The sequence below is a fragment of the Natronolimnohabitans innermongolicus JCM 12255 genome (assembly GCF_000337215.1).
Classification (GTDB): domain Archaea; phylum Halobacteriota; class Halobacteria; order Halobacteriales; family Natrialbaceae; genus Natronolimnohabitans; species Natronolimnohabitans innermongolicus.
This window is the reverse complement of record NZ_AOHZ01000072.1, coordinates 1-12,018: the sequence shown is the minus strand read 5'-3', so window position 1 is coordinate 12,018 and position 12,018 is coordinate 1. Positions and strand designations below refer to the sequence as shown.

14 protein-coding genes and 1 pseudogene are annotated in these 12,018 nt (G+C 65.9%); 6 read left to right on the top strand and 9 right to left on the bottom strand.

Features of this window, described 5'->3' with window-relative positions; all coding sequences use genetic code 11:
* Window positions 1–104 precede the first annotated feature (104 nt).
* On the bottom strand, window positions 105–1,685 hold the full coding sequence (locus C493_RS15165; protein WP_007260345.1) for a right-handed parallel beta-helix repeat-containing protein: 1,581 nt from the start codon (window positions 1,683–1,685) through the stop codon (window positions 105–107).
* A gap of 2 nt (window positions 1,686–1,687) precedes the next feature.
* On the bottom strand, window positions 1,688–1,828 hold the full coding sequence (locus C493_RS23115; protein ID WP_161606908.1) for a hypothetical protein: 141 nt from the start codon (window positions 1,826–1,828) through the stop codon (window positions 1,688–1,690).
* A 172-nt stretch (window positions 1,829–2,000) separates the two neighbouring features.
* On the opposite strand from C493_RS23115, the gene C493_RS15160 reads away from it, so the two are divergent.
* The 3 genes from C493_RS15160 (at window position 2,001) to C493_RS15150 (ending at window position 3,945) form a co-directional block, all read left to right on the top strand.
* Complete coding sequence (locus tag C493_RS15160) at window positions 2,001–2,456, top strand: MOSC domain-containing protein (protein WP_152421175.1); 456 nt, start codon at window positions 2,001–2,003, stop codon at window positions 2,454–2,456.
* Between the two features lie 107 nt (window positions 2,457–2,563).
* Window positions 2,564–3,361, top strand: coding sequence for a YqcI/YcgG family protein (locus C493_RS15155; protein ID WP_007260343.1), 798 nt, complete (start codon window positions 2,564–2,566; stop codon window positions 3,359–3,361).
* Window positions 3,358–3,945, top strand: coding sequence for a cysteine hydrolase family protein (locus C493_RS15150; RefSeq protein ID WP_007260342.1), 588 nt, complete (start codon window positions 3,358–3,360; stop codon window positions 3,943–3,945). Before C493_RS15155 ends, C493_RS15150 begins: the two co-directional genes overlap by 4 nt.
* A 22-nt stretch (window positions 3,946–3,967) precedes the next feature.
* Here C493_RS15150 and C493_RS15145 read toward each other — a convergent pair whose 3' ends face one another.
* Window positions 3,968–4,813, bottom strand: coding sequence for a ZIP family metal transporter (locus C493_RS15145; RefSeq protein ID WP_007260341.1), 846 nt, complete (start codon window positions 4,811–4,813; stop codon window positions 3,968–3,970).
* Window positions 4,814–4,950: 137 nt separating this feature from the next.
* On the opposite strand from C493_RS15145, the pseudogene C493_RS24300 reads away from it, so the two are divergent.
* From C493_RS24300 to C493_RS15135, 3 genes and pseudogenes are all read left to right on the top strand, one after another.
* Window positions 4,951–5,046: pseudogene (locus C493_RS24300) on the top strand (radical SAM protein); the annotation flags it as partial.
* A 175-nt stretch (window positions 5,047–5,221) separates the two neighbouring features.
* On the top strand, window positions 5,222–5,689 hold the full coding sequence (locus C493_RS15140) for a phosphopantetheine adenylyltransferase (protein WP_007260340.1): 468 nt from the start codon (window positions 5,222–5,224) through the stop codon (window positions 5,687–5,689).
* 152 nt (window positions 5,690–5,841) lie between these two features.
* On the top strand, window positions 5,842–6,246 hold the full coding sequence (locus tag C493_RS15135) for a hypothetical protein (RefSeq protein WP_007260339.1): 405 nt from the start codon (window positions 5,842–5,844) through the stop codon (window positions 6,244–6,246).
* A gap of 27 nt (window positions 6,247–6,273) precedes the next feature.
* On the opposite strand, the gene C493_RS15130 is transcribed toward C493_RS15135, so the two are convergent.
* The 6 genes from C493_RS15130 to C493_RS15105 all read right to left on the bottom strand — a co-directional run bounded on the left by C493_RS15130 (window position 6,274) and on the right by C493_RS15105 (window position 11,688).
* Window positions 6,274–6,723, bottom strand: a complete 450-nt coding sequence (locus C493_RS15130) for a universal stress protein (protein WP_007260338.1) — start codon at window positions 6,721–6,723, stop codon at window positions 6,274–6,276.
* Window positions 6,724–6,833: 110 nt separating this feature from the next.
* Window positions 6,834–8,045: a threonine ammonia-lyase gene (ilvA, locus tag C493_RS15125; RefSeq protein ID WP_007260337.1), complete on the bottom strand. Its 1,212-nt coding sequence runs from the start codon at window positions 8,043–8,045 to the stop codon at window positions 6,834–6,836.
* A 251-nt stretch (window positions 8,046–8,296) separates the two neighbouring features.
* A complete protein-coding gene (locus tag C493_RS15120; RefSeq protein WP_007260336.1) occupies window positions 8,297–8,719 on the bottom strand; it encodes a gamma-glutamylcyclotransferase family protein in 423 nt (140 codons plus the stop codon).
* Window positions 8,720–8,957: 238 nt separating this feature from the next.
* Window positions 8,958–10,106, bottom strand: a complete 1,149-nt coding sequence (gene citZ, locus C493_RS15115; RefSeq protein WP_007260335.1) for a citrate synthase — start codon at window positions 10,104–10,106, stop codon at window positions 8,958–8,960.
* Between the two features lie 234 nt (window positions 10,107–10,340).
* Complete coding sequence (locus tag C493_RS15110) at window positions 10,341–10,991, bottom strand: helix-turn-helix domain-containing protein (RefSeq protein WP_007260334.1); 651 nt, start codon at window positions 10,989–10,991, stop codon at window positions 10,341–10,343.
* Between the two features lie 334 nt (window positions 10,992–11,325).
* Window positions 11,326–11,688 carry a cell division protein SepF gene (locus C493_RS15105; RefSeq protein ID WP_007260333.1) on the bottom strand — a complete coding sequence of 121 codons (363 nt, stop codon included), beginning with the start codon at window positions 11,686–11,688 and terminating at the stop codon, window positions 11,326–11,328.
* Between the last annotated feature and the right edge of the window lie 330 nt (window positions 11,689–12,018).

Sequence of the window (12,018 nt, the reverse complement as noted above, 5' to 3'; positions counted from 1 at the left end):
CCCGGTCGGCGCCTCGAGGCGGTCGCAACGACGAATCGAAATCTCGAGACGCCAACAGAGACGGTGACACGCCTCGAACTCGGCCGAATCGCCGTCGAAGGCGATCAAGACGTGATCCACGCTCGAGTCTCGCCGCCGGTGTCGATATCGACCTCGCTGCCGACGCCGTCGAACGTGATGCCGCCGTAGGCGACCCGACTGCCGGGACCGATGTAGACGCCCGCGTCGCCGCAGTTGGCCGCTCGAGCGGTCGTGAGCGTCGCATCGACGTTTTCGCGGAACCGAAACGCCTGGTAGCTCGCGCCCGTCGCCGTGACGGTACTCAGTTTCAGGTCGGTCATGTCGTCGAAGAGAACGCCGTTCGTGAACGCGCCGTCGACGGTGACGTTCGAGATCGAGGCGCCGTCGAATCCCGCCGCGTACAGGCCGGAGCCGGCGGCCAGCCCGTCGTCGTCGGTTCGGATCGTCACGTCGCTGATCGTCAGTTCTCGACGGCCGCTGCCGACCTGGCCCAGCGAGATTCCGCGGGCGTTCTCGAGACAGGACACGGACTCGATCGTCAGACCCGAGACGAGGTCGCCCGTGTCGGCTCGGATCGCCGAGTGCCCGCAGCCGGTAACGTAGCCGTCCCGAATCGTGATCGATTCGGAGCCGTCGCGGTGGAGGTGGACCCCGTAGTCGGGTTCGTTCTCCGGATCGATCTCGAAGTTCGCCAGCGTGCAGTTGCGCGTCGGCGTGTCGTCGTCCTCGACGCGGACCTCCGTCTTGCCGGTCCAGATCGTGTTCGACGCCGTCCCCGCCGTCTGGTTGTCGAACTGCATCGGCGCGTCGGACCCGCCCTCGCCGCCGCGGGTCGCCCAGTAGCCGTCGACGACGACGTTCTTCGAGGAGACGACGTCGACGTGATGGAAGTAGATGCGATCGCCGTAGATGTTCTTGAGTCGGACGCGTTCGGCGTGGGCGGGCAGGATGCCGTTGGCCTTGGGGGCGTCGATGCGAACGTCGCGGACGGCCCAGTTGGAGGCCCCGTCGTACCCCGACTCGTCGTAGCCGCGATTGGACAGCAGGGCCCGTCCCACCTCGTCGTCGGGGCGCGGCCCCTCGAAGACGGTCGCGCGGCCGGCACCCTGCAGGATCGTGTCGTCGCCGATCAGCGGCGTCCGCTCGAGGAGATAGCGGCCGGGTGGGAAGTAGACGATTCCGCCGCCGGCCTCGTGGACGTCCTCGAGGAGCGCGTGAACGGCCTGGCCGACCTCGGTCTCGCCGTCGCCGTCGATTCCGTGGGCTTCGACGTTCCAGACGGGCGTTTTCTCGCTTCGCGAGTGTGCGATCGTCGCGCACTCGACGTCGGCGTCCTCAAGGGCGATGGCTTCGACGGCCGCGGACTCGACGGTCGCGGTTTCGACGCGCGCCTCCGCGAAGTGGCTCGTCCCCGGCACCGGCTGGTCGGCGCTGCCGGTGCCGCCGAAGTGAACCCAGTCGCCGCTCGCGTCGTCCCAGCGCCAGGTGATCCCCTGATCGGTCGCGTGGTAGAGTTCGTCGTCGTACTCGCCGGACGCCGGCCGATCGGCGATCGGACCGCGGACGATCGCGTGCTCGTCGACGGCCTCGACCGTGTCCGTGTGATCCCACTCGTCGCCCGGTTCGAACGTTCCCAGGTCGAGTCGCGGCGTTCGGTCGGCCATGATCAGTCGGTCCCGTAGCTGTACGCGTAGGCCGTCCCGTAGCCGGAGCCGGCGACGCGGATGTTCGAACAGCCCGCGAGCGCCCCGCAACCGGCCGAAACAGTGAGGAGAAGATCACGCCGGCGAACTCCTGTGTCAGTCATACCATCCGGACTTTACTCGGCGCGTATAAAAATTGTCATGAACGCGTCCATCGGCGTCGGCGCAGCGTCCGGCGAAATCGAATTCGTCCCGGCTCGAGCGGAGCGATCGGCAGTCGACGTCGCGGACGCCGATTGCGACAACGCTACGCGAGTCGCCGTCGAACCGCACGGTATGGGACGAGTCCGAGCGATCCACGTGGCACCCGAACAGGAGGAACCGATGGAGCGCGTCGAGCGGGCCGAGGCCGTCGCCGGTCGCGGCCTCGAGGGCGACCGCTATTACGACGCCGACGGCACGTTTAGCGACCGCGAGGGAAGCGACCTCACGCTGATCGAGCGCGAGGCCCTCGTCGGCGCCGAACGCGAGTACGACATCGCCCTCGAATCGGGCGTCCACCGCCGGAACGTGACGACCGAGGGCGTCGCGTTGAACCACCTCGTCGGGGAACGGTTTCGCGTCGGCGATGCGGTCTGCGAAGGGACCGAACGCTGTGAGCCGTGTTCGTCCCTCGAGCGCCACATCGAGATCGACGGCGTTCAGGAAGCGCTGGTCCACCGCGGCGGACTCAGGGCGCGGATCCTCGAGGGCGGAAGCATAAGCGAGGGCGCGACCGTCGAACGGGCGTAAGCGACGACGGAGAGTATCGAGCAACAGCGAGTAGCGCGGCCGGCGACGCGACGGGGTTCGAGAATCGAACCCAAACGCACAAACGTTCGAAATCCTAACCGCCGACAATGAACGAGCCCGGTATCCAGTCGCTGATGGACCAGGAAACGCTCGAGCGCCGCGTCCGGGCCGGCGAGACGCCCGGGTGGGTGGCCGACCACTGGCGGACGTTCCGCGAGGGGCTGCTCGGTGAGCGAAACGGGACGCCGTTTCCCTGTTTCTTCGGCGCCGAGTCGGTCCATCAGGGCGAGCCGCTGTATACGGCCGTCCCGTCGATGAGCGAGGCAGACGACCTGTTGACGCTTCGCGACCGGATCCTCGAGTACCTCGAGATCTATCAGGACCACTCCGAGCGCGCGTCGCTCGTCACGTTCTTCAAGCCGCCCGAAGAGCCCTACGCCGAACGTGACTACCACGAGACGCTGTGGCACATCCTTCAGACGCTACACCTGCACGATCCCGAGCCGTGGCCGGAAGACATTCCGACCGACCCCGACGACCCGTACTGGGAGTTCTGTCTCGGCGGCGAACCCATGTTTCCGACCTGCCGGGCGCCGTTCTACGAGGAGCGAAAGAGCCGGTACTGCCCGATCGGGCTCGAGATCACGTTCCAGCCGCGGGCGCTGTTCGAGAATCTCAACGTTACGGCCGACACGGACGCCGGCCAGCACGCCCGCGAAGTAATTCAGGATCGCCTCGAGGAGTACGACGGCGTCTGTCCCCACGCCGACCTCGGCGACTGGGGCGTCGAGACCGACCGCGAGTGGCCCCAGTACCTGTTCTCTGCGGACGAATCACAGGCGCCCGACGAGTGCCCGATCACGGTCACGCGAACGCATCCGAAGCCGGCGGCGCGGTTGCCATGACCGCCGACGGGAGCGACGCCGGCGCGCTCGACGGCGACCGCCTCGAGTCGGCCGCGCTCGTCCTGATCGACCTCCAGACCGGCTTCGACGACGACGGCTGGGGCGAGCGAAACAACCCCGAGGCCGAGGCGAACGCGGCGCGCCTCCTCGAGCGCTGGCGCGAGACCGGCCGGCCGCTCGTCCACGTCCGCCACGACTCGAGGGAGCCCGACTCGCCGCTCCGGGGCGACGGGCCGGGCTTTGCCTACAAGCCCGAGACGGCGCCCGGAGACGGCGAACCGACGATGGTAAAGTCCGTCAACAGCGCCTTCATCGGCACGGATCTCGAGGACTGGCTGCGCGAGCGCGGCCTCGAGACGGTCGTCTTCGTCGGGCTGACGACCGATCACTGCGTCTCGACGAGCACCCGAATGGCCGAAAATCTGGGCTTCGAGCCGATCGTCGTCGCCGACGCGACCGCGACGTTCGACCGCGAGTTCGACGGCGAACGGTTCGACGCCGAGACGATCCACCGGACCGCGCTGGCCCACCTCGAGGGCGAGTTCGCGACGGTAGTAACGGCCGACGCGGTACTCGAGCGCTGACGATCGCGACGACCGTTCTTGCTCAGACGGTGCCGATTCCTTCGATTACGACGACGACCGCGAGCGTCGCGACGAACCCCGCGACGGCGCCGACGGTGAGTTCGAGGCGACCGCGTCCCGGCACCGATCGACCGGCGTCGAGTCCCGCGGGGAGAAATTCGGCGACGGCGAGATAGCACAAGGCACCGGCCGCGAATCCGAAGCTCACCGCGAGCGCGCCCTCGAGCGTGCTGACGAACGCGTAGGCGACGACCGCGCCGATCGGTTGCGGAAGTCCGGAGAGTACGGCCCAGCCGACGACCGTCCAGCGATTCATCCCGGCGGCGATCAACGGAATGGCGATAGCGAGCCCTTCGGGAACGTTGAGAATCGAGATCGTCACCCCGACGAAGACGGCCAGCGCGGGTAGTTCGACGCCGGCGATCGTCAGTCCCGGTTCGGCGCCGAGATCGACGAACGAGACGCCGACGGCGATCCCCTCCGGAATGCTGTGAATGGTCATCACGCCGACGGTCAGCACCATCGTCCGCGGATCGACGGCTGACGCGGAGCGTTCGTGCGGCGCGAAATCGTAGTTCGAGACGGCTCGATCGCACAGCGCGACGAACCCGGTTCCGAGGATCGCGCCGGCCACAGCGTGCACCGCGGACCCCTCCGCGAGGGCTTCTCCGACCAGTGCGAACACCGACGCCGAGAGGAGGATTCCGAGTGCGACCCCCCATAACACGACGAGCCACCGGCCGGCGATCTCGCGGACGACGAAAAAGGGGGCGACGCCCAATCCCGTGGCCAGCGCGGTGACGAGTCCGACGACGAACACGATCGCGAGGTCGGCCGCCGCCGGAGACGATGACAGTATCGTAAGCAACGTATCTACAAAAAAGCAGGCCGAGTGCCTCGGGGTCGTACAGACGAAGTCTTTCGTGATCAAGCGAAGCCTTCGGCTTCGCGGACCTCGCGGAGCTTTGCTCCGCTCAGTCACGAAAATCTCCGATTTTCGGACGACGACGGCAGGCATCGGGGCTTGTGGACAGCCCGACCGTGACCCACCCGACCGTTCGAGGCTATCCTGCCGATGGTCAGGTGGGAGTATCTGATTAAACCACGGGAAGAAGCCTCGGGGCTTGACCCCGAGGCGGTTCATGGCAGAGGTCGGTCGCCCGAAGTAAATAATCGCTCGTTCGCTCGCTCGAGTCGACGGCCGCCGCGCCGCCGGCGCTTTCAGCAGTCGAGAGAACGTGATAGGTCTATGGGCGCCACCGTTGGTACTGGGCGTATGCAGGTCGCAGTCGCGGGCACGTTCGGCCCGATTCACGACGGCCATCGGACGCTGTTCGAACACGCGCTCCGGTTCGGCGAGGACGGCCTCGTCGTCGCGCTCACGACCGACGAGTTCGCCGTGGAGACGCGATCGACACCCCGAGAGATTCCCTCGTTCGACGAGCGCCGCGACGCCGTCGCGGACGCGCTCGCAGCGCTCGACCGATGGGATCGCGACGTCGAATTTCGCCGCCTCGAGAACGAGTACGGCATCGCCGAGGACGACCCCGAGATCGACGCGCTGGTCGTCTCCCCCGAGACCGCACCCGAACTCGAGGACGTCAACGACCGACGGCGAGAGCGCGGCCTCGAGCCGATTTCGGGGATCGTTGCGCCGTACGTGCTGGCCGACGACGGCGAACGGATCTCCTCGACGCGGATCGTCGCCGGCGAAATCGACGATCGCGGACGCGTCCTCGAGTGAGCGTCATCCAACACCGAGAGTAGTCAGTGAACGTCACTGCACACCCGATCGCAGGGCGGCGTCGCGATCGGTGTGTAATCGTTTCACTGACTACTATAGAAGCGCCGACGAGAACAGTACCGTAATGGACGACGAGACACTCAGTATCGCTAATGAGTGAACGCAGACGACCGCTGTTGTTCGTATTGCTCGCCAGCGCGGCGCTCGTTACCGTGGTGATCCACGGGACGTTCGTTCCGGAGTACTTTCCTGACGACATCTTCATGACCGGGCTGGCGCTGATCGTCGGCTGGGTCGCGTACACGGTCGTCTTCTACGCGGTCGGGCGGCTCACGGCGGAGCCGACGACGCTACCGAGTATGCGACTCGGCGATATCGGCCTCGCGCTCTTTCTCGTGTCGGTGTTGCTGGCCGCGGGACTCGACGCGCTCGGGTTCACGCCGGAGTTGCTCCTCGGCGTCTACGCCCTGCCGGGGATCGGGGTCTACGTCGGCCTCGCGCTGTTCGGCTGGTCGATCGGGAGGCGAACCGAGGCGATCAACGCGATCGTGCGGTGACGGTCGTCGGACAGCGGCCGATGCGGTTCACTCCTGCTCGACGGCCGATTCCGAGTTTGCGACGAAGACGGGAATGTCGCCGAACCGAATCACGTGATCGGTTACGCTCCCCATCGCCATCCGGTGGACGCCGCCGCGACCGCGAGTCCCCATCACGATCAGGTCGACGTCGTTGTCCCGGGCGTACTCGAGGAGTTCGTGTTCTGGCGGCCCCTGCAGAACGGTTCCGGTTACGTCGACGTCGGCCGCTTCGGCCCGCTCGAGGACCGCGTCGACGTACTCTTCGGCCCGGCCCCGAATCGCCTCTTTGGCGCTGGCCGCGTCGCCGGGCAGGCGGAGGTCGCCGAGCGGACCCGAATCCGCGACGCTGACGACGTGGACCGTCGCGTCGTGAGTCGCCGCGAGTTCGAGACCGGTCTCCGCGGCGGCCTCGGCATAATCGCTGCCGTCGGTCGGAAGGAGGATCGTATCGAACATCGTTCTCGGACGAACCTACGAGAAACCCGGTAAAGTCGGTGCCGAAAGTTCCCGTCGCTGACTCGATTTGCGGTGGCGGTGATCGCCGGTAGCAAACGACGACGGCACTCTCAAGCGAGTACGTCGACTTCGTAGCCGGCCTCCCGGAGATCGGTGAGGAACGCGTCGACGTGGTCGGGTCCGCGCATCTCGATGTCGATCTCGACTTCCGTGTCGCTCATCTCGACCTCGCGAGAGGTGCGATCGTGGTGGATCGCGTAGATGTTCGCCTGGTGGGCGGTGAAGACGTCGAGCAGGTCCTCTAAGGCGCCGGGACGATCTTTCAGAACGGTTCGGATCTTCAGGTATCGACCGATCTCGACGAGCCCGCGGATGATGACGTTGCTTAGCGTGTTGAGGTCGATGTTTCCGCCACAGAGCGCCGGAACGATGACTTCGTCTTCGTCGTAGTCGAACGCTTCGAAGAGAACCGCTGCAAGCGGAACCGCGCCCGCACCCTCGACGAGCGTCTTCGACCGCTCGAGAAGGTAGACCAGCGCGACGGCGATCTCCCGATCCGAGACGGTGACGACCTCGTCGACGTACTCCTGAATGTAGGGGAACGTCTCCTCGCCGATGCTTCGGGTGGCGATGCCGTCGGCGATGGTGTCGACTTCGTCGATCGAGATCCGTTCGCCCTTCGAGAGCGATTCCGCGGCGCTCGAGGCGCCCTCGGCCTGGACGCCGATCACACGGGTGTCGGGCTTTTGCTCTTTGACTGCGGTCGCGATGCCGCTGATGAGGCCGCCCCCGCCGATGGGGACGACGACGGTCTCGACGTCCGGACAGTCGTCGAGGATCTCGAGGCCGATCGTTCCCTGGCCGGCCATGACGTACTCGTCGTCGAAGGCGTGGACGTACGTTCGGTCCTCATCGCGTTCGAGTTCGTGGGCGTGCTCGGCGGCTTCGTCGTAGTCTCGACCCTCGAGGACGACCTCCGCGCCGTAGTTTCGCGTTGCCTTGACCTTCGAGATCGGCGCGTGTTTCGGCATGACGATTTTCGAGTCGACGCCGGATCGCGTGGCCGCGAGCGCGACGCCCTGGGCGTGGTTGCCGGCGCTCGCGGTGACGACGCCGGCGTCTTTCTGTTCGTCCGAGAGCGTGGCGATCCGGTTCGTCGCGCCGCGGATCTTGAACGCGCCGGTCCGCTGGAAGTTCTCCAGTTTCAGTCGCACGTCGGCGCCGGTCATCGACGAGTAGGTGTGAGATGCCTCGAGCGGCGTATGTCGAGACGTCGCACGGACCCGCTCGTGGGCCGCGACGATATCGGAGAGTTCGAGCATACTCCTGGCTAGTTGGGTATCGTTGAAAGACTATCGGGGTCCGGTCGGCCGAACGGATGGGCCTGACGGCACGCCGATAGCGGCGTGTTGCCAATGGGGCAACACGACAGGGAATACAGGGAATGCACGGCGTGTGACGTGCGAGTATAGAACTGAACGCAGAGTATATAAAGCTCATGGCCCCGCGGCGAAAGTGAAACCGCCAGAGGGCGCGGCGAAGACCGCATCGTCAGACGGTCGGCAGACGGTTGTCATTCGTGAATTCCACCCACGGTGACGTGCCGTGCAACGTACCGTCGAATCGCGTCGCGAAAGTGGTCGTCGGTCGCCCAGTCGGAGGCGTCGACGCCGAGCCGATCCGGATCGCCGACGTAGGTCCAGAGTTTCCGTTCGTCGGTCGTCGGCACCGCGACGCGCACGTACAACCCCTGATCGACACCTTCGTACCGGTCGAAACGCTCGAGTGCGGCTTCGTCGACCGTGAGTATCTGCCCCTCGACGGAAGACTCGGGATCAGCGTCGGGAGCGGGAACGAGCGTGGGATACCGGCCCTCGACGCGCTCGAGTCCTTCGAGCGTCGCCGATCCCTCGAATGCGGCGGTCGCGTCCGTCTCCTCGAGCAGCGCTTCGACGCGCGTCGGATCGGTCAGCGTCCCGTAAACGAATAGCTGCACGGTCGGAGCGACGGCGTCCAGTTCCTTGCCTGTACCGCACTCGTCTCCGTCCGTTGACGACCGCGAGGGCGCTCGAACGTCACCGCCCGGCTCGGTGCGTGAATCGCTTCGCTCGCTCCGGTGGTCCCACAGCCTCGGCTATCGGCCTCGTCACAGCCAGATCGCGGATAAAACCCGTCACGGCGACCGAAAAATCGTCGAACGCGGCCAAACGGTCGACCGTCGAAACGATCCGTCCCTACCGCTCCTCGAGCGGAGCGAACGCCTGTTCCTCGGGGCCCGTGTATCGCGACAGCGGGCGAATGAGGCGGTTGTCCTCCTGGTACTCGAGGACGTGACCGACCCAGCCGCCGACGCGGCTCATCGCGAAGATGGGCGTGTACATATCGATCGGGATGCCGAGCTGGTAGTAGACCGACCCCGAGTAGAAGTCGACGTTCGGGGCGATGCCCTTCTCGGTGAGCCCCTGCTCCTCGGTGAGGTACTGCTCGATGGTCGTGGTGTAGTCGTACCACTTCTCGTCGCCTTCTTCGGCGAGTTCCTCGCTGCGCTCCTGGAGGATCTTCGCTCGCGGGTCCTTGACGTTGTAGACGCGGTGGCCGAAGCCGGGGATGCGCCGTCCCGCTTCGTTCGCTTGTTCGACCCACTCGCGGTGGTCGAGGTCGCTCTCGTCAATTTCGAAGAGAACCTCCATGACGTCCTGATTCGCGCCGCCGTGAAGCGGACCGGAGAGCGCCGCGACGCCGCCGGTGACGGCGCTGTAGATGTCGGCCATCGTCGAGCCGATCACCATCGACGTAAACGTCGAGGCGTTCAGGCCGTGATCGGCGTGGAGGATCAGCGCCTGATCGAACGTCTCGGCGTGAACGTCGCTCGGCTCCTCGCCGGTCAGCATGTAGAGGAAGTTCGCCGCCAGTCCGAGATCGGGGTGGGGGTCGAGGGGCTCCTCGTCGAGTCGGTAGCGTTCGAAGGCCGCGAGCGCGGTCGGAATCTTGGCCGTGATGCGACGGCCCTTCCGGAGCGACGCCTCGAGATCCTCGGGTTCGGCGTCGGTCTCGGGTTCGCTCGCTGAGAACATCGAGACCGCGGTCCGGAGCGCGGCCATCGGCTGCTCGCCGGCGTCGGCGAGTCGTTCCATCGTCTCGAGGACGTCGTCGCTGACCTCGCGCTCGTCGTTGATCGCCGCGGTGAACTCCTCGAGTTCGTCCTCGGTCGGGAGTTCGCCGTGCCAGAGCAGATAGACGACCTCCTCGTAGCTCGCGCCGCGAGCGAGATCTTCGATCGAATAGCCCCGGTAGATCAACCGGCCTTCGTCACCGTCGATCGTGCTGAGGTCTGACTCTGCGACTAAGACACCCTCCAGCCCTTTCTTGAGGTCGTCTGCCATACTGTGGGATTTTCGGGGCCAATGGAAAAGTATTGTCGTTTGGTCGCTGTTGGAACGCAATCCATACGATCTCCCCGTCGATTCACGGATCTGTTTTCCAACAGTTGTTTTGCGGGGTCCCCGCTCGCTTTCGTAGCACGCACTCGATCGGACACATTCGACGAGAACCGTCGGTTCGCGTCCGATCCACCCGACGATCACAACCCGGCGTCGGCCCGACAGTCCGATCGGCGGCTACGCCTCGAGCAGTTCGCCGAGCAGTTTGGTCTGTGCGGCCGCCAGGTGTTCGGTGAACGTCGATCTGGCGATCCCGACTTCCTCGGCGACGTCGGTCGCGTTCGCGCCCTTCGGATAGTCGAAGTAGCCCATCTCGTGGGCGGTCTCGAGGATCTCGCGCTGGCGCGTCGTGAGCAGGCCACGATCGACGAGGACCGGGTCGGTCGTCGCCGACTCGTGATCCTGGGTCAGTTCCTCGACGACGACGCCGCCGAAGCGCTCGCGTAACTCGTCGACGATGTCGGCGATCGCCGATAGCTCGATGGTGCGAAAGGTCAACTCGAGGGCGCCGTCGTCGGCGCGGACCGTGGTAACCGGCGTCCCCGTCCGTTCGATGACCTCGCAGGCGCACTCGGCGTTTGCCTCGCGTTCGAACCGGTAGACCGTCTCGGTGTCGGTCGCCTGGACGGGCGTCAACTCCGCCGCGGTGGCACCGGCGGCCTCGCCCGCCGCGGCGGCCGCAACGCCGAACTCCTCGACGACCGTGCCGTCGGTCGCCGCGCGCGAGCGTGCCACGTCGGTGATCGGTGCGTCCGCGGTCGCCGAGACGTCGGCGACCGGACAGGCCGAAGGATCCTGAATCACGACCGTCGCTCGAAATCCTGTCATGAGAGGGCGTTACACGCGTCGGGTAATAACCCGACACCGGAATTCCCGTCCGATGAAAACACCCCGTCGCGCGCCACAGTGGACACACCGCAGTCTCTTCTCACGGTTCCTCTCGGGCTCGCGCCGCGGCGATCGCTCCGACGGCAGTTCCGACGGGGAAACCGACGGAGACCGGGTGGTCAATCGCGACCGCCGAGAACGGAACAGCCGTGGCTCGAGTCGGCAAATGGAAGGCGGGTCGAACGCTCGGATTGAAACCGGATTACCGTCCGTCAGCGGCGGCGAAATCCGAACCGGCCGCGTATTCGCCGGTTGCGCGGCCCAGAAGAGGTCTTCAGGCCCGCTGGCCGAGCTTTTCGCGGCTGATTCGGACACCGGTCGGCGTGATGATCATCTGATCGTCGCCCTTGCGGACGATGTCGCCGTCAACCTCGTGGGCGACCTGTCGGAGTTCGTCGACGATGTGTTCGACGGTGCTGTCGTTGGTGCGCAGGCGCGTGATATCCGCGATGACGATGTCGCCGTCGTAGACGGCGTCTTTGATGTCGATGGCGTCGGCCTGGCTGGCGACCTCGGCGATATGTACCTGCATCGCCGCCTCGGCCGAACTCGCCGAGACGTCGTCGAGATCCAGTTCGACGTAGTCCTCGGCCGACCGGGAATCGCCCCCGCCGAGGATTTTGCTCATAAGTCCCATTGGCGTTACCCACCGCCGCCGCCAGTATAGTTCTTACGTCAGACAGCGTTCCGACTGCCGACACGCTCGCGCCTGCGCGACGCCGGCGTCGGCTCTGGCGTTCGTCGGTCTCGCGTCCGGCAGTCTCCGAACCGCGACTGCAGACGCGGGCGACCGTCGCACGCGAGAGCAGTGGGACCGACAAACTGTTTAGGTTGATGAACTGTACGGTTGCGATTCGATTCGGCTACCGTGTTCGCTGTGATACAGACCGATAGCGCATACCTCCGTCTTCAGGCGGAGGTCAAGCGGTAGGCCCGGCTCGACATCTGCCATCGATGGCCAAACTGG